The sequence below is a fragment of the Stenotrophomonas sp. STEN054 genome, assembly GCF_056854535.1.
Genome location: NZ_JBXFWG010000006.1, coordinates 1 through 21,711, shown reverse-complemented (window position 1 = coordinate 21,711; position 21,711 = coordinate 1). Strand labels below are relative to the sequence as shown.

Sequence of the window (21,711 nt, the reverse complement as noted above, 5' to 3'; positions counted from 1 at the left end):
ACCACCATGACTGGGGAATTGAACGCGGCCTTCCACATGGCCGATGTCCGCGACAAGCGCATCACCCGTCGCCGCGCGGTGGCTGTGGGAGAACTGCATGCGGGGCCGGTGGCCTACCCGCTGATCGTCGAGCGCCGCCTGCCCAAGGGCGATGCGCTGGTGATGGCCGAGATTGCCGGCCTGCAGGGGGCGAAGATGGCGTCGATGCTGATGCCGCTGTGCCACCCGCTGCCGCTGGAGCTGGTGCAGGTGTTCTGCGCACCGGTGCCGGAACGGCTGTCGATCCGCGTCTGGTGCGAGTGCGCCAGCGAGGCACGCACCGGCGTGGAAATGGAGGCGCTGGCCGGTGTCAATGCGGCCCTGCTGACCCTGTACGACCTGAGCAAGCCGGTGGAGCCGGCGCTGCGCATCGAAGGCATCCGCCTGCTGTTCAAGGAGGGCGGCAAGCGCGGCGTGTGGTTGCACCCCGATGGCATGGACGACGCCGAGCAGGCGCGTTTCAAGCCGCGTGCACCTAGGGGCCTGGAAGGCGCCCGTTGCGCGGTACTGACCCTGAGCGACCGCGCCAGTGATGGCACCTATGCCGATGCATCCGGCCCGAAGCTGGTGTCTGGCCTGCAGGCGCTGGGCGGTGAGGTGGTGTCGGCGGAGGTGCTGGCCGATGGCATCGAACCGCTGGCTGGCCGCCTGCGCGCGCTGTCCGAGCGTGGCGTGCGCCTGTGCCTGTGTACCGGCGGAACCGGCCTGGGGCCGCGTGACCTGACCCCCGAGGCGCTGCGCTCGCTGGATACACGCCCGGTGCATGGCCTGGCGCAGATGGTGCGCGCGCTGAGTGCACAGCACACGCCGATGGCCTGGCTGAGCCGGGCCGAAGTGGTGCAGCTGGGCGGCATGCTGGTGTTTGCCCTGCCAGGCAGCCCGCGCGCTGCCGCGCAGTGCCTGGACATCCTGGCGCCGGTACTTGGCCACGCGCTGGCAATGGTGAACGGCGGCGGCCACGGGAGCGCGGCATGATCCCGTACAGCGAAGCATTGCAGCACCTGCTGGACGCGGCCTCGGCGCTCCCGGCCGAGCGCCTGCGCCTGCACGATGCGGGAGGGCGTACCCTGGCCAGCGACATCATCAGCCCACAGTCGCTGCCGCCGTTCGACAACTCGGCGATGGATGGTTTTGCGCTGCGTTCCGAGGGCAAGGCTTTCGACGCCGGCACCGAGTTCGCGGTGCGCGGCTGGCAGGCCGCCGGCGACGACGGCGCCGTGGGCGGCGAGGGCGCCTGGGAAATCATGACCGGGGCACGCATGCCGGCCGGCCTGGATACGGTGGTGCCGGTGGAGCAGGTGGAGATCCTGCAGCGCCATGAGGGCCGCCCGATCCGCATCGCCCTGCGCGCCGAGGTCAAGCCCGGCCAGCACGTGCGCCTGCGCGGCCAAGACGTAAACGATGGCGAGAGCGTGCTGCGTGCCGGCGACGTGCTGGATATCAACGCCCGCACCCTGCTGCACGCCATCGGTGTAGGGGATGTGGCCGTGATCGCGCGCCCGAAGGCCGCGGTGATCGCCACCGGCAAGGAACTGGTGACCGACGCGGCGCAGGCGCTGGAATCGGGCCAGATCCGTGACAGCAACCGCCCCTACCTGGTGGGGCGACTGCACGCGGCCGGCGCCGAGGTGGTCTGGCAGGGCACGGTGGGCGACGACGTTGCTGCCTTCAATGCCGTGCTGGACCAGGCGCTGGACGCCGGTGCGCAGCTGCTGATCAGCACCGGTGCGGTGTCGGCCGGGCGCTACGATTTCGTGCCCGACGCGCTGCGTGACCGCGGCGCGCGCATCATCTTCCACAAGGTGGCGATCCGCCCGGGCAAGCCGCTGCTGTTTGCGGTGCTGCCGGGCGGCGCGCTGTATTTCGGCCTGCCGGGCAACCCGGTGTCGGCGGCGGTGGGCCAGCGCTTCTTCGTTGAGCCTGTGCTGCGCCGGCTGCTGGGGCTGGCCCCGGAAGCGCCACTGCAGCTGCCGTTGCAGGCAGACGTGCGCAAGCCCGATGGCCTGCGCTTCCACGCCCGTGCGCGGGTGGAAGTGGACGCGCAGGGACGCCTGAGCGCCCTCGTGCTGTCCGGCCAGGAGTCGTTCCGTTTGATGTCCATGCTGCGGGCCAACGCCTGGGTGGTGCTGGAGGCCGAGGGCAACCTCGCCGCAGCCGGTACGTATGTGCGGGTGCATGGCTGGGGTCATCACGAACCGGTGCAGCTGGTAAGTGAGGAATCTTGATGAAACAGGTGAACCTGCAGTTGTTTGGTGCGTTTTCCGACCTGGATGCGAGCCGCGAGATCACGGTGGACGTCGCCGGGGCCACGATTGCCGACCTGCGCCAGGCGCTGCGCGAGCTGCTGCCGGTGCGCTGGCCGGGCTTCCGTGCTGGCCTGCTGGACTATTCGGCGTTCGCCGACCAGCAACAGGTGCTGCGCGACCACGATGCGCTGCCGGCCGATGGCCGGGTGGCGATCCTGCCGCCGGTCAGTGGGGGTTGAGATGAGCCATCGCACGATCGCGAAGGTGGTGGATCGCGCACAGGCGACGATCGACCCGTCCGAGGGCATCGCCGCGGTGTCCGACCCCGGCTTCGGGGGTATCGACGTATTCATAGGCAAGGTGCGTGACCTCAACCTGGGTCGCCCGGTGCTGGGCATCAGCTATGACCTGTTCGAGCCGCTGGTGCTGAACGAGGTGCAGCGGCTGGCCGCCGAGGTCCAGGCCGCCTATGGGCCGCAGCTGAAGCTGTATGTGGCCCACGCCAAGGGCCGCCTGGCGGTGGGTGAGGTGGCGGTGGTGGTGGCCGCAGGCAGCCCGCACCGCGATGAAGCCTTCCGTGCCTGCCGGCAGCTGATCGAAGCGGTCAAGCACCAGTGCCCGATCTGGAAGCAGGAGCATTACCAGGATGGCGACAGCGAATGGACCGAAGGCTGCAGCCTCTGCCATGCCGACGATACGCCGGTGCACGACCATGCCCACAAGTAGATCCACGGCATGCGTGGATGAGGGCCTGGCACTGCCATGAGCGCGCCGATGGCCGGTATCGTGCTGGCGGGCGGGCTGTCCAGCCGCATGGGCCGCGACAAGGCGATGCTGCCATGGCAGGGCCGGACCCTGCTGGAACACATGCGCGGCCTGCTGACGCTGGCAGGTGCGGAGCAGGTGTGGGTGAGCGGTCGCTATCCCGCCTTCGACGGCATTCCCGACCGGGTGGCGCGCTGCGGCCCGCTGGGAGGCCTGTATAGCGTGGCCCTGCAGATGCCCGATGGCCCAGCCTGGGTGGTGCCGGTGGATACGCCCCGGCTGACCCCCCGGCTGCTTCAGCAATTGCGTGATGCGCAATCTGGCCGCTGCACGATCCATTACGGTCATCCGCTTCCGATGCTGTTTAATGTGGACGATGAAAGCCGTACAGTCCTTGAAAGCATGATCCATGATCCCCTTGGCCCGCGTTCGCTGCAGGCCCTGCAACGCCGTCTCGGCGCACATACGGTGCGCCTGTCCCCCGCCGACGAAAGCGCCTTGGTCAACTGCAATACCCCCACCCAGTGGGAGGATGTCGCCTCATGAAGGTGCAGTTGCAGGAACAGACGATGCGCCTGCGCCTGGACGAGGCTGAACTGGCACAGCTGCTGGCCGGCGAGTCGGTTGAAAACCTGACCCGGTTCGGCGGCAACGGCGGCTGGGGTACGGCGGTGTCACTGCACGGCGGCGACCAGGCGGTGCTGCTCGACGGTGGCACCTACTGCCGGCTGGTGCTGCCGCGTCAGGCGGTGGACGGTCTGGCCGGGCGCCTGCCGTGCCGCGATGGGCTGGGCTTTGCACTGTACCTGGATGACGGCACCACGCTGCAGCTGCAGTTCGATGTGGACGTGCGTGACAGCGTGCGCCAGCGCGGCGTGAGCCGCCGCGGCAGTACCGAGTCACCGGTTTGATATTTGTAATGGGGGTGTGGAAACCGGGTGGCGTATGGTGCCGGCATGACCTGCGCGTTTTCGGATTCCTGCATCTCGAAGCATCCTGCTACTGCCACCTGAGCGCCTGGCCGCGCTCGCAATGCCCGATGAATACTAAACAGACTGATAGCCCCGGGAGCCCTTGATGAAGCGTGCAGGACTGTTGTTGCTGGGGGTGCTGGCGGCGATGCCGGCCTGGGCGGCCGACCTGACGGTGTCGGCGGCGTCGAGCCTGACCGAGAGTTTCCGCGAACTGGGTGCGGCCTATGAAAAGGCCCATCCGGGCACCCGGGTCGATTTCAACTTTGCGGCCTCCGGCGTGCTGCTGCAGCAGATCGGCCGCGGTGCGCCGGTGGATGTGTTCGCCTCGGCCGACGAGACCACGATGGACCAGGCCGAGCAGCAGAAGCTGCTGGCGCCCGGAACCCGCGTAGTGTTCGCGGTGAACGCGCTGTGGGTGGTGGTGCCGCCGCAGGCCAAGGCTGCACCACGTGCGCTGAAGGATCTGGCCGGTGCCGGCGTGCAGCGCATTGCGCTGGGCAACCCGCACAGCGTGCCGGTGGGCCGCTATGCCAAGGGCGCGCTGGAGAAAGCCGGGCTGTGGCCGGCAGTGCAGGGCAAGGCCATCAACACCCAGAACGTGCGGCAGTCGCTGGATTACGTGGCACGCGGTGAAGTGGATGCCGGCTTCGTCTATGCCACCGACGCGCAAGCGATGCCGAACCGCGTGCGCCGCGCCTTCGAGGTGCCGGTGAGCGGGCGCATCGCCTATCCGCTGGCGGTGATCCAGGCCAGCAGCCAGGCGGTAGAGGCGAAGCGCTTCACCTCCTTCGTCCGCTCGCCGCAGGGCCAGGCGATCCTGGTCAGGCACGGGTTCGGCAAGCCCTGAGGCATGGATCTTGACTGGAGCGCGTTGGGCTTGTCGCTGAAGGTGGCTGGGTGGGCCACGGCGATCAACCTGGTGCTGGGCGTTGCTTTGGGTGCGCTGCTGGCACGCCGGCGCTTTCCCGGACGTGAGCTGCTGGATTCGCTGCTGACCCTGCCGATGGTGCTGCCGCCCACGGTGCTGGGCTACTACCTGCTGGTGCTGATCGGCCGCAATGGCCCGATCGGCGTGTGGCTGCAGTCGTGGTTTGGCATCAACCTGGTGTTTACCTGGCAGGCGGCGGTGATTGCCGCCGCGGTGGCCTCGCTGCCGCTGGTGTTCAAGCCGGCGCGGGCGGCATTCGAAGGCGTCGATGGCCAGCTGGAGAATGCGGCGCGCACGCTGGGCGTGTCCGAGGCGGCGGTGTTCTTCCGCATCACCCTGCCGCTGGCCTGGCGCGGCATTCTCGCCGGCCTGCTGCTGGCCTTCGCGCGTGCGATGGGCGAGTTCGGAGCCACCCTGATGGTGGCGGGCAGCATCCCGGGCCGCACCCAGACGCTTTCCATCGCCATCTACGAGGCCGTGCAGGCCGGGCAGGACGGCAAGGCCAATGCGCTGGTGATCCTCACCTCGCTGGTGTGCATGGTCATCCTGCTGCTGGCCGCGCGGCTGGTGGGCGGACGCCGCCAGGAGCTGCGCGATGTGGCTTGACCTGCAGGCGAACCGGCCGATGCAGGCGGCGACGCCGCAGTTCGTGCTGGATGTGGTGCTGCAGTGCACGCAGCGCCAGGTGGTGCTGTTCGGCCCCTCGGGCGCAGGCAAGAGCCTGACCCTGAAAGCGGTGGCCGGCCTGCTGCGGCCCGAGCGCGGCCTTGTGCGGCTGCAGGGCCAGACGCTGTTCGACAGCAGCACCGGGGTGAGCCTGCCGCCGCAACGGCGCCGGCTGGGCTATGTCTTCCAGGACTACGCGCTGTTCCCGCACCTGAGCGTGCGCCAGAACGTGGCCTTCGGCCTGGAGCGTGGCTGGTTCAATCCGCGCCGTGGTGCGCGCATCGACGCGGTGGAGCGCTGGCTACACGCGTTCCGTATCGATCACGTGGCCGACCTGCTGCCGTCGCAGGTGTCGGGTGGCCAGCGCCAGCGTACCGCGCTGGCGCGCGCCCTGGTGACCCAGCCGCAGGCGCTGCTGCTGGATGAGCCGTTTGCCGCGCTGGACCATGACCTGCGCCAGCACCTGCGGCAGGAACTGCGGGCTGTGCTGGATGGAACCGGCATTCCGCTGCTGCTGATCAGTCACGACCCGCACGATGTGGATATGTTCGGCCAGCAGGTCGCCCGGATGGTGGGCGGCCGCATCGTCAGCGATTGATGCGCGGCTCCATAGCCGAGCGTTGGCTCAGCTCTACAGAAGTGATGTCATTGGGCATCCGTCGCCGGCTGGATGAACGCGCAGTTCCATACGCGTACGCAGCGGTCACTACGCCGCGCACGTGACGATGCGTACTGAACTGATGACGCGCTGTCACAAACAAATCGCCATCACTTCACGGCTGTTTGATATGGAACAGTGCACAGTCACGTAGAGCCTACGCAAACGTCCCCCACGTTCCGCGACGACTTCCTTCCCAGACCTGGCGCCCATTTGGGCGCGGCTGGCGTCTGCCTGACTGATTCAGAGAAGTTCACCATGGCCCTCGACCTTGTCGCCGATTCCCTGCACGATTCCGCTGCAGAGACTGTCCTGCCCGCCCTTGATCTGGTGCCGGTAGGCACCCGTCGTGGCCCGTCACAGCCGATCGAACTGCCGGCGCTGGTGCAGCGGGTGCTGTTCGTAGCGACCGAGATGGCGGACTTCATCAAGGCCGGCGGCCTGGGCGATGTGGCGGCCGCGCTGCCCCGCGCCGTACGCAGCAACTGTGATGCGCGCGTGCTGCTGCCTGGCTATCCCGAAGTGCTGCAACGTCTGCCGCATCTTCGTGAAGTCGGTCGCGTCGCCGGGCGAGCCGGTCTGCCGGCCTGCACCGTGGCAATGGCGCTCCAGGCCGATGGTCTGCCGATCTATGTGCTGCTGTCGCCCGCGCTGTATGAACGCGAGGGCTCGCCGTATGTGGACGCGCAGGGCCGCGAATGGCAGGACAACGCGGTGCGCTTTGCCACCTTGTCCCATGCCGCTGCGGAACTGGCCGCTGGTCGTGCCGGGCTGGACTGGACGCCGCAGCTGCTGCACCTGAATGACTGGCCGGTGGCGATGGCCGCTGCCTATGTGCGCTGGGATCGCACCGCCGTGCCGACCCTGCTGACCATCCACAACCTGGCCTATCAGGGCCTGTTCCCGTTTGCACTGGCGCCGACCCTCGGCGTACCTGCGGAGCATCTGGACGAACTGCATTTCCATGGCCACATGTCCTTCCTGCAGGGCGGCATTGCCAATGCCACCCGCCTGAACACGGTCAGTCTTCGCTATGCGCAGCAGATCACTGCTGCCGAGGATGGCTGCGGCCTGCACGAACTGCTGGCGCGACGCGCTGCCGGTGGCCACCTCAGTGGCATCGTCAATGGCATCGACGCCAGCTGGGATCCGCGACGTGATATTCACTTGAAGGCCCGCTTCAGCATCGGCCAGTGCGCGGGTCGTGAAGAGAATGCGCAGGCCGTGCGCCAGGCCTTCGGGCTGCAGCCCTCGTCGGGCCCGCTGTTCGCCGTGGTCTCGCGTCTGGTCCATCAGAAGGGCCTGGACATCACCTGCGACGTCGCCCCGCAGATCGTGGCGGCCGGTGGCCAGCTGGTGGTGATCGGCGGTGGCGAGCCGCAGGTGGAAGCGCAGGTGCAGGCACTGGCACAGCGCTACCCCGGGCGGGTCGGCGCCTTCATCGGCTTCGACGAAGGCCTGGCGCGGCAGATGTTCGCCGGCGCCGACTTCCTGCTGATGCCCTCGCGCTTCGAGCCCTGCGGCCTCAGCCAGATGTACGCGCAGCGCTTTGGCTGCCTGCCGGTCGCGCATGCGACGGGCGGTCTGGTCGATACGGTCGAGGACGGCGTGACGGGCTTCCTGTTCCATGGCGCCAACGCCGATGGGCTGCGCCGCTGCGTGGAGCGGGCGATGCGCACGTTCCGGCTGCCGGCGCTGATGAATGCAATGCGACGTGCGGCGATGCTGCGTCCGGGCGGCTGGGAGACGGCCGGCAAGGCCTACCTCGCGCTGTACCAGCAGACCTGCCAGGTGGCTGCATGAATGACGAAGGACGCGGTTCGGTGGCGTTTGACTACGAGGTGATGTCACAGGGTGATGCGGTCGCGCCGCTGGCGGTCGAGATGCAGGCGCTGGTGGAGGGTCGCCCGGCCGATGCGTTTGCCTGGTTGGGCCCGCATGCCGATGGCAACGGTGGCCGTGTGATCCGCGCGCTGGTGCCGAACGCACAGCGGGTGGAGGTGATCGAGGCCAGCGGCCGCCGTTGGGATCTTCGCGGCACGAATCTGGCGGGTCTCTTTGAGGGTCCCGCCGGTGCTGACGCGATCCCGCTGCTGGCGCTGCACTTTCCCGATGGCGTCGAGCAGGTGCACGACGCATATGCGTTCGGCCCACTGCTGGATGAGGCGCTGCTGCGGCGCATCCACCAGGGCGACGCCGAAGCGGTACGCGCACTGGGCGCCACCGAAATGGCCGTTGAAGGCATCGAGGGCGTGCGTTTCGCCGTCTGGGCACCGAACGCGCAACGTGTGGCAGTGGTGGGTGACTTCAATGGCTGGGACGGTCGCCGCCACCCCATGCGGCTGCGCCATGCTGCCGGCGTGTGGGAGCTGTTCATTCCAAGGGTCCAGCCGGGCACGTGCTACAAGTTCCGCCTGATCGGCGCAGATGGCCAAAGCCTGCCCGACAAACTCGACCCGATGGCGCGCTGGGCCGAGCGCTCGCCTGCCACCGCCTCACGCGTGGTGTCGGCCGCGCCGATGCAATGGAATGATGATGCCTGGCTGCAACGGCGCCGCCAGCAGGGCGTCAGCGCCCCGTTGTCCATCTATGAGGTGCACGCCGGATCCTGGCAGCGCGCCGAGGATGGCGGGGTGCTGGACTGGGATGCACTGGCGGATCGGCTGATCCCCCATGTCACCCGGCTGGGCTTCACCCACATCGAGCTGCTGCCGATCAGCGAGCATCCGTTTGGTGGCTCCTGGGGCTATCAGCCGCTGGGCATCTACGCCCCGACGTCGCGCTACGGCCCGCCGGAAGCCTTCGCCCGCTTCGTCGATCGTTGCCATCAGGCCGGCCTGGGCGTGATCGTCGACTGGGTCAGCGCGCATTTCCCGGACGACGCCCATGGCCTGGCGCGCTTCGATGGCACCGCCCTGTACGAGCACGCCGATCCGCGCGAGGGGAAGCATGCCGACTGGGACACGCTGATCTACAACTATGGCCGCAATGAAGTCTCGGCCTACCTGATCGGCAGCGCGCTGGAGTGGATAGAGCATTTCCACATCGACGGGCTGCGCGTGGATGCAGTGGCGTCGATGCTGTACCGCGACTACAGCCGGCCTGAGGGACAGTGGGTGCCCAACGCACAGGGCGGCCGCGAGAATCTGGAGGCGGTGGCCTTCCTGCAGCGCATGAACCAGTCCCTGCGCGAGCGCTTTCCGGACGTGCTGGTGATCGCCGAGGAGAGCACCGCCTGGCCGGGCGTGACCAACCCGGTGGCCGAGGGCGGCCTGGGTTTCACCCATAAATGGAACATGGGCTGGATGCACGACACGCTGCAGTACCTGCAGCGCGACCCGGTACACCGCCCGCATCACCACAGCGAAATCAGCTTCGGCCTGGTGTATGCCTTCTCCGAGCGTTTCGTGTTGCCGCTGTCGCATGACGAAGTGGTCCACGGCAAAGGCTCGCTGCTCAACAAGATGGCGGGCGACCGGGCCCAGCAGTTTGCCCAGCTGCGGGCGTACTACGCCTTCATGTGGGCACACCCCGGCAGCAAACTGCTGTTCATGGGCGGCGAATTCGGCCAGGCGGGCGAGTGGGCGCATCAGCGCGAGCTGGAATGGGACCAGGCTGCGACCGTCGAGGGTGGCGGATTGATGCGTCTGGTCGGCGATCTGAACGCACAACTGCTGCATCAGCCCGCCCTGCATCGCGATGAGCGCGACGAGCGTGGCTTTGCCTGGAGTGTGGCCGACGACAGCCGCAACAGCGTTTACGCCTTCATCCGCCAGGACCCGTCCGGCGAGGCACCGGCGATGCTGGTGGTCAGCAATTTCACGCCCGTGCGCCGCGAAGGTTACCGGGTTGGCGTACCCGCGCCCGGCCTGTGGTCGGAGCGGTTGAACACCGACAGCCACCACTACGCGGGCGGCAATGCAGGCAACCTGGGTGCGGTTGCCACCGAAGCACGGCCCATGCACGGGCACGCGCAATCACTGCGGCTGACCCTGCCGCCGATGTCCACGCTGTATCTGCAGGTTGTCGCATGACCGCATCCGGGTGTCTGGGTGCGCGGCCGGTGGACAAAGGCATGGTTGAATTCCGACTGTGGGCGCCTGACATCGATCAGGTGCTGCTGGTGCTGCACGGGACAGCGTTGCCGATGGATCGGCAGCCTGACGGTCTGCACCTGCTCCGCACGGCGGCTGCGCACGGTGACCGTTACCGCTTCCGCCTGCCGGATGGCAGCGAGGTGCCGGATCCCGCATCGCGCTGGCAGCCCGAGGGCGTTGACGGCCCCAGCGCCGTCCTGGCCGAGGATGCGTATGCCTGGCAGACGCGGGACTGGAGCGGGGTCGCCTGGCCGGACATGGTGATCTATGAAGTGCACGTGGAAGCAGCCGGCGGGTTTGCCGCGCTGACGGCGCAGCTGCCGATGCTGGCGGCGACCGGCATCACCGCCATCGAGCTGATGCCGCTGGCGCAGTTCCCCGGTACCCGCAACTGGGGCTATGACGGTGTGTTTCCCTACGCCCCGGCACAGGCCTATGGCGGACCCGAAGCACTGAAGCATTTCGTCGATGCGGCGCATGCCGCAGGCCTGGCGGTACTGCTGGATGTGGTCTACAACCACTTCGGGCCGCAGGGCAACCATCTGGCGCAGTATGCCAAGGGCTTTTTCCACAGCGGGCGCAGCACGCCGTGGGGTGAGGCCATCGACTTCGAACAGCCACAGGTGCAGCGCTTCTTCATCGACAACGCACTGATGTGGCTGCAGGAGTACCGCTTTGACGGGCTGCGCCTGGACGCAGTGCACGCCATCGATGATGACCGCTTCCTGCAGCAGCTCAGCGATGCGATCCGTGCCGAGGTGCCGCATGCGCACCTGGTGCTGGAAAACGAGCGCAACCAGGCACGGTGGCTGCGGGGCGCCTACCAGGCGCAGTGGAACGATGACTTCCACAATGCGCTGCACGTTCTGCTGACCGGTGAGCACGAGGGCTATTACGCTGCGTACGCTGGCCGCGCCGAAGCGCTGTTGGCGCGCTGCCTGGCCGAGGGCTTTGCGTGGCAGGGTGAGCCCGACATGCGTGGCGAAGTCCGCGGCGAGCCCAGCGGCGACCTGCCGCCGTCCCGCTTCGTGGTGTTCGCGCAGAACCATGACCAGGTGGGGAATCGCGCCTTCGGCGAGCGGCTGAGCCAGCTGCAGGACCCGCCGGCGTTGCGCATGGCCACCGCGCTCACCGTGCTCACACCCATGATACCGCTGCTGTTCATGGGCGAGCCGTGGCAGTCCACGTCACCGTTCCTGTTCTTCACTGATTACCAGGCACCGCTGGACGAAGCGGTGCGGGAGGGGCGTCGGCGCGAGTTCGCCGGCTTCAGCGCATTTGCTGACGCGGCTTCGCGGGCGCGGATTCCCGACCCGAATGATCCGGCGACGCTGCAGGCCTCGTATGTGCCGCCACCGGACGCCAGCCTCGCGGCACAGCAGTCGCTGGCGTGGCTTCGCGATCTGCTCGACCTGCGTCGCCGCTGCCTGCAACCCGGCCTCGAGCAGGCGCGTTCGCTGGGTGCAAGGGTGCTCGGCACAGGCGCGGTGCAGGCGGGATGGCAGCTGCCCGCCGGGCAGTGGTGGATCGCCATCAACGCAGGGCCTGCCGAAGTGACGCATTCACTGCCTGATGGCGAATCGCTGCTGGATCTGCCTACCGGTCCTTCGCTGCATCCGCGCGGTGGTCTGCAGCTGCGCTGGCTCCCGGCATGAGCGGCGATGCTGCGCTGCTGGCAGCGGCGCGTTCTGCGGGGCTGATGCCGCAGTGGGAGGATGTTTCCGGACGGCAGTGCCAGGTTGCACCGGAGGTGCTGCGCGCGGTTCTGCAGGCCTTGCAGCCGCAGGCGGAAGCGTCGGGTACGCCACTGCACACCGCGATCTGCGGCGAGGCGGTGGTCCTGCCCGGCACTGCAGGCGCGGCATGCTGGGTCGATGAGGCCGGCCAGCAACGTGATGCGCACCCGGATTCGGCTGGGCGTTGGCCGGTGCCATTGCAGCCCGGTTACTGGCACTGGCAGCAGGGGCCGCGTCGTATCGCGATTGCCGTTGCACCACACAAGGCATGGTGGCCCGCGCATCTCGACCGCGGCTGGGGCCTTGCGGCGCAGGTCTACAGCCTGCGTAGCGCAGGCGATGCCGGCATCGGCGACAGCGCAGGCTGTACACCCTGGCTGCAGCGGCTGCAGCAGCACGGCGGGCAGGCGTTTGCGCTCAGCCCAATGCACGCCGGACTGCCGCCGGACGCCGGCTATAGTCCGTACTCGCCCAGCGACCGCCGCTGGCTTGACCCGCTGCAGGCCTCGCTGCTGCAGGCGGTTCCCGTTGCCGCCCGCGCTGCGTTGGCGGTGCATCCTGCGCTGGCCGAGGCGGTGGACGCAGCCTCCGCCGCGCGGCGCATCGACTGGCCTGCCGCGGCTGACCTGAAGTGGCGCTGGCTGCGCGCAGCGCGGCTTCAGCTGCAGCAGGCGCAACCCGAGCTTTGGGGCGAGGTCTGCCAGTGGCAGAACCAGGCAGGGGCAGCGCTGCAGGACTACTGCGCACTGGCAGCCGACGTGCGCAGCGGTGATGCGCAGGACCATGCCTTCGCGCAGTGGGTAGCGCAACATTGCTGGACGCAGCTGCACTCGCAGGCGTGCAACAACGGCGCGGCCATCGGCCTGATTGCCGATCTGGCGGTGGGCTGCGCGCCCGACGGTGCGGAAGCGCGTTCGCAGGCCAGCGCCATGCTGGCGGGCCTTGAGCTCGGTGCGCCACCGGATGCCTTCAACACCCAAGGCCAGGCGTGGGGGATCACCGGCTTCTCGCCGCTGGCCCTGCGCAGGCAGGGCTACGCGCCCTTCATCAGTCTGTTGCGGGCGGTCATGGCCAGCCGCGGTGGCGTACGCATCGACCATATCCTCGGCCTGCACCGGCTGTGGGTACTGCCGCAGGGCGCTTCCGCCCGCGACGGGGTCTATCTGCAGTTTCCGCTGCAGGACCTGCTGAACCTGCTGGTGCTTGAATCCTGGCGGCACCGGTGCGTGGTGATCGGCGAGGACCTGGGCGTGGTTCCGGCAGGCATCCGCCAGCAACTGGCCGCGCGCGGCGTGCTCGGTGTGGATGTGCTGCCCTTCACCCGTGACGAGGCAGGCTTCCTGCCTGCCGAACGCTGGCGCCGCGATGCCGTGGCCATGCCGTCCACCCACGATCTTCCGCCGCTGGGCGGCTGGTTGCGCGGTAGGGACCTGCGCTGGCGGGCACGCCTGGGCGAAATCGAAGATCTGCCCTCATCACTGGCGCAACGGCGCTCGGATGCCACTGCCCTGGCCGACCTTGTTCATGGAGATTGCGTGGAAGACGATGCACTGGGCCTGCTGGCCAGCACCCCCTCGCGGCTGGCCCTGCTTCCCTTGGAAGATGCGCTGGGACTGCGTACACAGGTCAACCTGCCGGGCACTGTCGGCGGCCATCCGAACTGGCGGCGGCGGTTGCCGCTGCACTGGAACGAGGCCGCACTGCAGTCGCGGCTGCGGCACGTCAGCGCGGGTCGCGACGGAGGCCACGCATGACCGCACTTCGCGCCACCGCGCGCCTGCAGCTGCATGCAGGCTTTGGTTTCGATGCCGCAGCGGCGCAGGCGGGCTACTTCGCCACGCTGGGCGTCAGCCACCTGTATCTGTCGCCCATCGCCGCAGCGATGCCGGGTTCCACGCACGGCTACGATGGCATTGATCCGACCCGGATCAACCCGGAACTGGGCGGCGAGGAAGGCTTCCTGCGACTGGCATGCCGTGCCCGCGAGCATGGGCTGGGGCTGCTGCTGGATATCGTGCCCAACCATCTGGCTGCCGCGCCGCAGAATCCGTGGTGGTCGGACGTGCTGATGCACGGGCGGCGCAGTCGCCATGCGCAATGGTTCGACATCGACTGGGAGGCTGTCGGCGCTGGCCAGCGGCTCTGGCTGCCCGTGCTTGACCGACCGCTGCAGGAGGCCATCAAGGCTGGCGTTCTGAGGGTAGAGGAATTCAAGGGCCAGCCCTGCCTGGTCCATCACGATCTGCGCCTGCCATTGTCTCCGCGCAGCTATCCAGTGCAGCCCGGCGCCCGCCAGGGTTGGATCGAGCGCTGCAACCGTTCCATGGAACGCATGCACATGCTGCTGCAGCGCCAGCACTATCACCTGGCCTGGTGGCGCACCGGCGGCGACCAGGTCAACTACCGGCGCTTCTTCGACATCAGTTCGCTGGCGGCCCTGCGGGTGGAGCGCGAGGATGTGTTCGACGCCGTGCACGCGCTGCCGCTGCGGCTGGTGCGCGAGGGCTGGGTGGATGGCCTGAGGATCGACCACGTGGACGGTCTGGCCGATCCGGGCGCCTACCTGGACAGGCTGCGCGAGCAGCTGGATGGTGCAGCTGTCGCAGGCGGGCGCCGCGGCAGGGACATTACTCTGCACGTGGAAAAGATCCTGGCAGAGGGTGAATCCTTGCCGGATGGCTGGGCGTGCGATGGCACCACCGGCTACGACTTCATGGACCAGGCCAGTGCATGGCTGCATGAACAGGGTTCAGCGCAGGCGCTGAACGAGCAGTGGCAGGCACGCTCAGGCGACGCATGCGGCCTGGAGGAGGTGCAGCAGTTGGCACGAGATGGACTGCTGGATGGATCGCTGCACGCAGATCTGCAGCGCCTGCTGGCCTGCGTACGGCAGGCAGTGGGTGAGGCGTCAGCCGACGCAGATCTCAGCGATGCGATGGTGCGCCGGGCACTCTGTGCACTGCTGCGGCACTATCCTGTCTATCGCCCCTATACGCTGCAGACGCAGGCCGAGCGGAATAGCCTGGCCAAGGCCGAAGCGGCTGCCTTGCAGGGTCTCGATGCCGCAGGACGCGCGGCCGTGAGCCTGCTGGCCAACGCACTGAAGACGCCCGAGGGCCACGAACTGCGCGTGCGGTTTGGCCAGCTCTCGGCACCGCTCAATGCCAAGGCGGTGGAAGACACGGCGTTCTATCGCTACTACCGTGCGCTGTCGCGCAACGAAGTTGGCAGCGATCCGCAGCGCATCGGCCTTGAAGGCGACGCACTGATTGAACTCGGCCAGGCCCGCGGCCGCCAGCATCCCCTGGCGATGCTGGCACTGGCAACGCACGACCATAAACGCGGTCCGGATGCGCGAGCGCGCTTGGCGCTGCTCAGCACCGATGTCGGGGCCTGGCAGTCGGCGCTGGCAAGCTGGGAGCAGCAGTGCGCGGCGGCAGGGACGCCGATGCCGTTGCCTGCTGCCGAAAGTTATGCTCTTTGGCAGGCACTGGTCGGCGCCTGGCCGATGCACGGTGCGCCCGCGCAGGACTTCCCGCAGCGCATCGACCAATGGCTGCGCAAGGCGCTGCGGGAAGGCAAGCGGATCAGCAGCTGGCTCGATCCCGACCTCGCCGTTGAAGATGCCGCGCAGCAGTGGCTGCAGGCCTTGATGCACGCCGGCGAACTGCGGGGCGTGCGCGATGCGCTGGCTGATTTCGTGAAGACGCTGGCGGCGGCCGGTGCCAGCAACGGGCTGGCCCAGTTGTGCCTGCAGCTGTGCCTGCCGGGAATTCCCGATATCTACCAGGGCACCGAGTTCTGGGATCTAAGTCTGGTCGATCCGGACAACCGACGCCCTGTGGATTTCGCACAGCGCGCACAGGCACTCGCTGATGATCGCTCGTGGTCGCAGCTGCTGCAGGACTGGCACGAAGGCGCGCCGAAGATGCGCCTGCTGTCGAAGCTGCTGCAGCTGCGGCGCGACCATCCGGCGTTGTTCCTGGACGGCACGCTGCAGGCCCTGTCCTGTTCTGCTTCGGGAGATCTGGTTTTCCTGCGTGAGCATGCAGGGCAGGTGCTGCTGGTGGCGGTGCGCAGGGCGAGTGCCGGGCGGTGCCCTGGTCCTGCCCTTGCCTGGAAGGAGAACGCGGAGCAGCGGGTGACAGCGGTGCCGCAACGAACGATGCGCAACGTGCTGGATGGTCGCACGGAGATTTTCAACGGTTCCGCCTCGGATGCGCTGCTGCTTGCCGGCAGCCCCGTTGCGGTGTGGATCAGCCAGGAGAGTGGGGCAGATGGACAGCAGTGAGCGGCTTCGCCGCATCGAGATGCTGGCGCACCAGATCTGGGAGGCCGAAGGCCGCCCGGATGAGCAGGCGCAACGTCATTGGCACATGGCCGAGCGTTTGGTGGAAGCGGAGATAGCAGCCCTCGATGCGGGTAAGGACGAGGACGATGGCAACCCGTAAATGGGCACAGACCTCGCGGGTTCGCGAGGGCAGGCCGTTCCCGCTGGGCGCGACCTGGGACGGGCTGGGAGTGAATTTCGCGCTGTATTCGCGCCACGCAACCAAGGTGGAGCTGTGCCTGTTCGATGCGCGCAACCGCGAGATAGAGCGCATCGCGCTGCCGGAGTACACCAACGAGGTGTGGCACGGATACCTCCCTGACGTGCGCCCGGGTCAGCGCTATGGCTACCGCGTGCACGGCCCCTATGCGCCGCAGGATGGACACCGCTTCAATCCGAACAAGCTGCTGCTGGACCCGTACGCCAAGCAGATCGTGGGCGAGATCAAGTGGGCGCCGCACCTGTTCGGCTATACGCTGGGACACCGGGATGCCGATTTGAGCTTCGACCGCCGCGACAGCGCGCCGTACATGCCGCGCTGCGCGGTGATCGACCCGGCGTTCAGCTGGGGCAGCGAGCGCGCGCCCGAAACGTCCTGGGACCGCACGGTCATCTACGAAGCACACGTACGCGGGCTTACCATGCAGCATCCGGGCGTACCCCAGGCCGAGCGCGGTACCTTCTCGGCACTGCGGCACGATGCGGTGGTGGACCATCTGGTGCATCTGGGGGTGACGGCCATCGAACTGCTGCCGGTGCATGCTTACGTCGACGACCAGCAACTGCTGGAGCGCGGCCTGCGCAATTACTGGGGCTACAACACCATCGGCTTCTTCGCGCCGCAGCCGCGCTACCTGTCGCTGGAAACAGTGGCCGAGTTCAAGCAGATGATTGCCCGCCTGCACAGTGCGGGCATCGAGGTGATCCTTGATGTGGTCTACAACCACACTGCCGAAGGCAATGAACTGGGGCCGACGCTCTCGTTCAAGGGCATCGACAACGCCAGCTACTACCGGCTGGCCGATGACCGACGCTTCTATATCAACGATACCGGTACCGGCAACACCTTCGACCTGACCAATGCCGGCGCCCTGCGCATGGTGATGGACTCACTGCGCTACTGGGTGACCGAAATGCGCGTCGATGGCTTCCGCTTCGACCTGGCCACCATCCTTGGCCGCGAGCGCCATGGCTTTGATCCGTCGGGCAGCTTCCTCGATGCGGTGCGCCAGGACCCGGTGCTCAGCCAGGTGAAGCTGATCGCAGAGCCGTGGGACATCGGGCCCGGCGGCTACCAGCTGGGCCAGTTCCCGCCGGGGTGGGCGGAGTGGAATGACCGGTTCCGGGACACGACTCGTGCACTGTGGCGGGGGGATGCGGGCCAGCTGCCGGAGTTCGCGGCCCGCTTCACCGGGTCTGCGGACCTGTTCGACCATCACGGCCGCCGGCCCTCGGCCAGCATCAACCTGGTCACCGCGCACGACGGCTACACCCTGCATGACCTGGTGAGCTACAACGACCGCCATAACGAGGCCAATGGCGAGGACAACCGCGACGGACATTCGCACAACCTGTCGTACAACCATGGCGTGGAAGGCGATACCGACGAAGAGGGCATCATCGCCCTGCGATCGCGGCAGATGCGCAACCTGGTCGGCACGCTGCTGCTCGCGCAGGGCACGCCGATGCTGCTGGCCGGCGATGAGTTTGGCCATTCGCAGCAGGGCAACAACAATGCCTACTGCCAGGACAATCCGCTGAGCTGGATCGACTGGGAGCGCGCGGCGCAGCCCGGGCCCCAGGCGCAGGCGGCCTTCGTGCGGCGCGCATTGGCCTTGCGTCGGCGCTACGGGTTGCTGCGACGTAATCGCTTCCTGACTGGCGACTTCGACGCGTCGCTCGGAATGCGCGACATCGAGTGGCGGCGCCCCGATGGTGAGCCGATGGGCGAGGGCGACTGGCACAATTCCGAACAGCGGGCGTTGCTGATCGTGCTGGACGGCCGCAGCCCGGACAGCGGACTGCGCGAGCCCGGCCGCCATGTCAGCCTGGCCTTGCTGCTGAACCCCAGCGACCAGCAGCAGCGGTTCCGGCCCTCCGACGAGACACTGTCGTTCCGTCGCGTGGTCCTGCAGACCGACGACGCGCCGCTGGAGATGGATGAGGAGGGGCAGTGGACGCTGCCCGCCCGAAGCCTGTGCCTGCTGGCATCCAGCAGCGCAGGGTGACGGCGCGGCCCGGGTCACACCGGGCCACGCCCAGCGGGCCCGGCCCTCAGCCGGCCTGGCCGCGCTCGCTGGTGATGCGGGCACCCTCGCGCATCACCAGGGTCACCGGGGTTTTTTCCACCACTTCCAGCAGCCGCGACCACTGCGCATCGCTAAGCTCGCCACTGGCATGCAGCACCCGGTGCACGTGCAGGCGGCCATCCTCGTCGCGCTCGGAGCGCAGCTCGGCGTGGAACTCCCCCAGCTCCCAGCCCTTGCGCTCGGCATACATGCGCAGAGTGATGGCGGTGCACGACGCCAGCGACGCCAGGTACAGGTCGAACGGGGCAAAGCCGCGGCCCTGGCCGCCCAGCGTGGCCGGCTCGTCGGCATCGACGCTGAAGGTGCCGTTGCTGACGTGGTGCAGGTAGTTGTCGCCGGTGGAAATGATGCGGGCGTAGGCCATGGCGGGACAGGGGAGAGTGGAGACCGGGAAATGGTACCGCCGTCGGCCCGGCGCGGGCGCCTGCGCGCGATCGTCACGCGCTCTTGTAGGCCGATTGGCCACCCTTTGCCTGCAACAGTCGGAAGTGCCGCCTGGACAGGAGCGTTGTACGTGTTGGAAGCCGTTGATAATCCGGGCCTGGAAGGCGTACGTGTACTGGTGGCGGAAGATGAATTCGCCATCGCCATGTTCCTGGTCGACTACCTCGAGCTGAAGGGCGTGCAGGTCATCGGACCCGCAGGCGACCTTGCCGCGCTGGGCAGGCTGGTGGATGAACAGCCCATCGATGTGGCGTTGCTCGATATCAACCTGGGCGGGCAGCAGGTCTACCCCTTGGCGGACCGTCTGGTCGAAGCCGGGATCCCCTTCCTGCTGACCTCCGGCTATGACGACAACGTGCCCAGCCGGTTCGCCGACGTTCCGCGCTGCGCCAAGCCCTATCACATCCAGGCACTGGCCCAGCAGCTCGAGACGCTGGTGCAGGCCACGCGTGCGGCCGCACGTGGAAATTGAAGGCTGCGCATGGGTAGCCGATTGCAGATGAGCTCGCCCGTGGCAACCACGCCGGTGCCGCCGACGTCGCCGCCGCTGCACGCGCTGCGTGGCGGCATGGCCGAGCGCATCGCCGCCTACGACTGGTCGGCAACGCCGCTGGGTGCACGCGATGAGTGGGCACCGCACCTTCGGGCAACCGTCGATCTGATGTTGGCCCACGGCTTTCCCATGATCGTTCTGTGGGGCGAGGAGCTGGTCCAGCTTTACAACGATGGCTATGCAGAGATCCTGGCCGACAAGCACCCGGGCGGCCTGGGTCAGGCCACCCGCGTCTGCTGGCCGGAGGTGTGGCACATCAATGGCCCCATCTATGCCCGCGTGTGGCAGGGCGAGACGATCACCTACGAGGACAAGCTCTACCCGCTGGCCCGGCAGGGCGTGCTGGAAGACATCTGGTTCACCATCACCTACAGCCCGATCCGTGACGCCGGCGGGCGCATCGAAGGGGTGCTGGTGACCATGTTCGAGACCACGTCCGCACACACGGCGCACGCCGCGCGGGCGCACGAGCAGCAGCGCCGGCGGCAGAGTGACGAACGCCTGTCACTCGCCTTCCAGATACTGCCGGTGGGGCTGTGCATCGTCGACACCGAAGGGCGGGTGCTGCAGTCCAACGAGCAGATGCGCGCCTACCTTCCCACCGGTGAGCTGCCCTCGCGCGACACCGGCAACATGCAGCGCTGGCAGGGCTGGCACGCGGATGGGAGCCTGATCGGTCCCGAGGACTTTCCCGTTGCCCGTGCACTGCGCGGCGACACGGTGGTACCCGGGCTGGAATTCCAGTTCACCCACGAGGATGGACAGGTGCGCTGGACACGTATCGCAGCGGCGCCGCTGCGCGATGCGCAGGGTGAGGTCACCGCCGTGTTCGCCATCGTCATCGACATCGATACGCTGAAGCGCGCGACCGAACGGCAGGCCGTGCTGCTGGCCGAGCTGCAGCATCGGGTGCGCAACATCATGGCGATGATCCATGCCATTGCCTGGCGCACGCAGGAAACGGTAGGCAGCGTCGAAGAATACGCGGAGCGCTTGTGCGGTCGGCTGATGTCGCTGGCGCGCACGCAGGCGCTGCTGACCCGCGCCGACAATGCCGGCGTGTGCCTGCGCGGCATGCTGGACGAGGAAATATCGGTGCAGGTGCATCGATCGGACCAGTACGGGCTGGAGGGCCCCGACCTGCTGCTGCCGCCGAAAGCGGCCGAGGTGCTGTCGCTGGCGGTGCATGAGCTGGTGACGAACTCGCTGAAGTACGGCGCCATCAGCAATGATGGCCGCATCAGCGTGTCGTGGTCCGTGCAGGTGGAAGACGGGGGCAATCCCTGGCTGGCCCTGCACTGGTGCGAGAACCATGTGACGGTTTCGGACTGGTCGCCGCCGCAGCGGCGGGGCCTGGGCCGCTCGCTCATCGAGAAACGCGTGCCCTACGAACTGGCAGGCAGCGGGCAGCTGCAGTTTCGAGCTGACGGCGTAGATGCCCATATCCGCTTCCCGCTGCGTGAGCGCGACAGCCTGCTGCAGACGGACGCGCCGGCCACCACAGGTTGAGCAGTCGTGGGCACGGGCCGCGCCGCGTGCGCGGCCTGTGCGATGATCCGGGGCATTCCGCGCATCCGGCTACGCCAATGATGCAGGCACGCAGATACCGGGTGCGGTGCAGTCCATCCGCATTGAGGGCAGCCGCATCATTGTCGACTTCATCGTGACCGCCGGTGCGACGGTCTGCGAGGTTCCCCGCGGCTCCCGCCACGTCTGCCCGCCAGAGGGGCCGTATCAGTGGGTCCTGCACTGGACGCTGGGCGAGCTGGCCCGTCAGCAGCAGTAGAGTTGAGCTTGCTCGACTGCTCAAGCGCTTTGTAGAGCCGAGCCCATGCTCGGCTGCTCCCGCGCTCTCTGTAGAGTCGCGCGGGGTGGCCGTGATTGGAGAGAAGGGACTGGACCAAGCGGGACACATCCTTAACGCCGCGACCGGCTGGTGGACCGGGCCCCCCGTGGGGGGGCGGCC

General features: G+C 67.9%; 19 protein-coding genes. 18 read left to right on the top strand and 1 reads right to left on the bottom strand.

What is annotated here, in order from left to right; translation table 11 throughout:
• Window positions 1–6: 6 nt before the first annotated feature.
• The 16 genes from moaCB (at window position 7) to glgX (ending at window position 18,667) form a co-directional block, all read left to right on the top strand.
• Window positions 7–1,014 carry a bifunctional molybdenum cofactor biosynthesis protein MoaC/MoaB gene (gene moaCB / locus AC1VXD_RS03550; RefSeq protein ID WP_482990865.1) on the top strand — a complete coding sequence of 336 codons (1,008 nt, stop codon included), beginning with the start codon at window positions 7–9 and terminating at the stop codon, window positions 1,012–1,014.
• On the top strand, window positions 1,011–2,264 hold the full coding sequence (locus AC1VXD_RS03545; RefSeq protein ID WP_482990864.1) for a molybdopterin molybdotransferase MoeA: 1,254 nt from the start codon (window positions 1,011–1,013) through the stop codon (window positions 2,262–2,264). The genes moaCB and AC1VXD_RS03545 overlap by 4 nt, the downstream gene beginning before the upstream one ends.
• On the top strand, window positions 2,264–2,524 hold the full coding sequence (locus tag AC1VXD_RS03540; protein ID WP_108769042.1) for a MoaD/ThiS family protein: 261 nt from the start codon (window positions 2,264–2,266) through the stop codon (window positions 2,522–2,524). Before AC1VXD_RS03545 ends, AC1VXD_RS03540 begins: the two co-directional genes overlap by 1 nt.
• Window position 2,525: 1 nt before the next feature.
• Window positions 2,526–3,011: a molybdenum cofactor biosynthesis protein MoaE gene (locus AC1VXD_RS03535; RefSeq protein ID WP_482990863.1), complete on the top strand. Its 486-nt coding sequence runs from the start codon at window positions 2,526–2,528 to the stop codon at window positions 3,009–3,011.
• A 36-nt stretch (window positions 3,012–3,047) separates the two neighbouring features.
• Window positions 3,048–3,596: a molybdenum cofactor guanylyltransferase gene (gene mobA, locus AC1VXD_RS03530; RefSeq protein WP_482990862.1), complete on the top strand. Its 549-nt coding sequence runs from the start codon at window positions 3,048–3,050 to the stop codon at window positions 3,594–3,596.
• Window positions 3,593–3,961, top strand: a complete 369-nt coding sequence (locus AC1VXD_RS03525) for a hypothetical protein (RefSeq protein ID WP_482990861.1) — start codon at window positions 3,593–3,595, stop codon at window positions 3,959–3,961. The genes mobA and AC1VXD_RS03525 overlap by 4 nt, the downstream gene beginning before the upstream one ends.
• Before the next feature lie 166 nt (window positions 3,962–4,127).
• Complete coding sequence (gene modA, locus AC1VXD_RS03520) at window positions 4,128–4,871, top strand: molybdate ABC transporter substrate-binding protein (RefSeq protein ID WP_482990860.1); 744 nt, start codon at window positions 4,128–4,130, stop codon at window positions 4,869–4,871.
• A 3-nt stretch (window positions 4,872–4,874) separates the two neighbouring features.
• On the top strand, window positions 4,875–5,558 hold the full coding sequence (gene modB / locus AC1VXD_RS03515) for a molybdate ABC transporter permease subunit (protein ID WP_482990859.1): 684 nt from the start codon (window positions 4,875–4,877) through the stop codon (window positions 5,556–5,558).
• Window positions 5,548–6,216, top strand: a complete 669-nt coding sequence (locus AC1VXD_RS03510; protein WP_482990858.1) for a sulfate/molybdate ABC transporter ATP-binding protein — start codon at window positions 5,548–5,550, stop codon at window positions 6,214–6,216. Before modB ends, AC1VXD_RS03510 begins: the two co-directional genes overlap by 11 nt.
• 318 nt (window positions 6,217–6,534) lie before the next feature.
• Window positions 6,535–8,079: a glycogen synthase GlgA gene (glgA, locus tag AC1VXD_RS03505; RefSeq protein ID WP_482990857.1), complete on the top strand. Its 1,545-nt coding sequence runs from the start codon at window positions 6,535–6,537 to the stop codon at window positions 8,077–8,079.
• A gap of 41 nt (window positions 8,080–8,120) precedes the next feature.
• Window positions 8,121–10,310, top strand: a complete 2,190-nt coding sequence (locus tag AC1VXD_RS03500; protein WP_482990943.1) for a 1,4-alpha-glucan branching enzyme — start codon at window positions 8,121–8,123, stop codon at window positions 10,308–10,310.
• On the top strand, window positions 10,307–12,028 hold the full coding sequence (gene treZ, locus AC1VXD_RS03495) for a malto-oligosyltrehalose trehalohydrolase (protein ID WP_482990856.1): 1,722 nt from the start codon (window positions 10,307–10,309) through the stop codon (window positions 12,026–12,028). Before AC1VXD_RS03500 ends, treZ begins: the two co-directional genes overlap by 4 nt.
• Window positions 12,025–13,863 carry a 4-alpha-glucanotransferase gene (locus AC1VXD_RS03490; protein WP_482990855.1) on the top strand — a complete coding sequence of 613 codons (1,839 nt, stop codon included), beginning with the start codon at window positions 12,025–12,027 and terminating at the stop codon, window positions 13,861–13,863. Before treZ ends, AC1VXD_RS03490 begins: the two co-directional genes overlap by 4 nt.
• A complete protein-coding gene (treY, locus tag AC1VXD_RS03485; RefSeq protein WP_482990854.1) occupies window positions 13,860–16,400 on the top strand; it encodes a malto-oligosyltrehalose synthase in 2,541 nt (846 codons plus the stop codon). The genes AC1VXD_RS03490 and treY overlap by 4 nt, the downstream gene beginning before the upstream one ends.
• On the top strand, window positions 16,387–16,560 hold the full coding sequence (locus AC1VXD_RS03480) for a DUF2934 domain-containing protein (RefSeq protein ID WP_482990853.1): 174 nt from the start codon (window positions 16,387–16,389) through the stop codon (window positions 16,558–16,560). Before treY ends, AC1VXD_RS03480 begins: the two co-directional genes overlap by 14 nt.
• The gene (gene glgX, locus AC1VXD_RS03475) at window positions 16,547–18,667 is read left to right on the top strand and encodes a glycogen debranching protein GlgX (protein WP_482990852.1); all 2,121 of its coding nucleotides are present in this window, start codon (window positions 16,547–16,549) and stop codon (window positions 18,665–18,667) included. The genes AC1VXD_RS03480 and glgX overlap by 14 nt, the downstream gene beginning before the upstream one ends.
• A 46-nt stretch (window positions 18,668–18,713) precedes the next feature.
• Here the strand turns inward: glgX and AC1VXD_RS03470 are convergent, their stop codons facing one another.
• Window positions 18,714–19,112 (bottom strand): OsmC family protein, encoded by a 399-nt coding sequence (locus AC1VXD_RS03470; RefSeq protein WP_482990851.1) that lies wholly within the window; start codon window positions 19,110–19,112, stop codon window positions 18,714–18,716.
• Between the two features lie 150 nt (window positions 19,113–19,262).
• On the opposite strand from AC1VXD_RS03470, the gene AC1VXD_RS03465 reads away from it, so the two are divergent.
• Both AC1VXD_RS03465 and AC1VXD_RS03460 read left to right on the top strand, forming a co-directional pair.
• Complete coding sequence (locus tag AC1VXD_RS03465) at window positions 19,263–19,664, top strand: response regulator (protein ID WP_482990850.1); 402 nt, start codon at window positions 19,263–19,265, stop codon at window positions 19,662–19,664.
• 96 nt (window positions 19,665–19,760) lie between these two features.
• Window positions 19,761–21,254, top strand: a complete 1,494-nt coding sequence (locus tag AC1VXD_RS03460) for a sensor histidine kinase (protein ID WP_482990942.1) — start codon at window positions 19,761–19,763, stop codon at window positions 21,252–21,254.
• Window positions 21,255–21,711 lie beyond the last annotated feature (457 nt).

Excerpts from the sequence above, each read along its gene's own strand:
- modB (WP_482990859.1), top strand. The coding sequence starts at position 4,875 with ATGGATCTTGACTGGAGCGCGTTGGGCTTGTCGCTGAAGGTGGCTGGG.
- glgA (WP_482990857.1), top strand. The coding sequence starts at position 6,535 with ATGGCCCTCGACCTTGTCGCCGATTCCCTGCACGATTCCGCTGCAGAG.
- treZ (WP_482990856.1), top strand. The coding sequence starts at position 10,307 with ATGACCGCATCCGGGTGTCTGGGTGCGCGGCCGGTGGACAAAGGCATG.
- AC1VXD_RS03500 (WP_482990943.1), top strand. The coding sequence starts at position 8,121 with ATGTCACAGGGTGATGCGGTCGCGCCGCTGGCGGTCGAGATGCAGGCG.
- AC1VXD_RS03480 (WP_482990853.1), top strand. The coding sequence starts at position 16,387 with ATGGACAGCAGTGAGCGGCTTCGCCGCATCGAGATGCTGGCGCACCAG.
- AC1VXD_RS03545 (WP_482990864.1), top strand. The coding sequence starts at position 1,011 with ATGATCCCGTACAGCGAAGCATTGCAGCACCTGCTGGACGCGGCCTCG.
- AC1VXD_RS03490 (WP_482990855.1), top strand. The coding sequence starts at position 12,025 with ATGAGCGGCGATGCTGCGCTGCTGGCAGCGGCGCGTTCTGCGGGGCTG.
- AC1VXD_RS03510 (WP_482990858.1), top strand. The coding sequence starts at position 5,548 with ATGTGGCTTGACCTGCAGGCGAACCGGCCGATGCAGGCGGCGACGCCG.
- glgX (WP_482990852.1), top strand. The coding sequence starts at position 16,547 with ATGGCAACCCGTAAATGGGCACAGACCTCGCGGGTTCGCGAGGGCAGG.
- AC1VXD_RS03470 (WP_482990851.1), bottom strand. The coding sequence starts at position 19,112 with ATGGCCTACGCCCGCATCATTTCCACCGGCGACAACTACCTGCACCAC.
- mobA (WP_482990862.1), top strand. The coding sequence starts at position 3,048 with ATGAGCGCGCCGATGGCCGGTATCGTGCTGGCGGGCGGGCTGTCCAGC.
- AC1VXD_RS03535 (WP_482990863.1), top strand. The coding sequence starts at position 2,526 with ATGAGCCATCGCACGATCGCGAAGGTGGTGGATCGCGCACAGGCGACG.
- modA (WP_482990860.1), top strand. The coding sequence starts at position 4,128 with ATGAAGCGTGCAGGACTGTTGTTGCTGGGGGTGCTGGCGGCGATGCCG.
- treY (WP_482990854.1), top strand. The coding sequence starts at position 13,860 with ATGACCGCACTTCGCGCCACCGCGCGCCTGCAGCTGCATGCAGGCTTT.
- AC1VXD_RS03540 (WP_108769042.1), top strand. The coding sequence starts at position 2,264 with ATGAAACAGGTGAACCTGCAGTTGTTTGGTGCGTTTTCCGACCTGGAT.
- AC1VXD_RS03525 (WP_482990861.1), top strand. The coding sequence starts at position 3,593 with ATGAAGGTGCAGTTGCAGGAACAGACGATGCGCCTGCGCCTGGACGAG.
- moaCB (WP_482990865.1), top strand. The coding sequence starts at position 7 with ATGACTGGGGAATTGAACGCGGCCTTCCACATGGCCGATGTCCGCGAC.
- AC1VXD_RS03460 (WP_482990942.1), top strand. The coding sequence starts at position 19,761 with ATGGCCGAGCGCATCGCCGCCTACGACTGGTCGGCAACGCCGCTGGGT.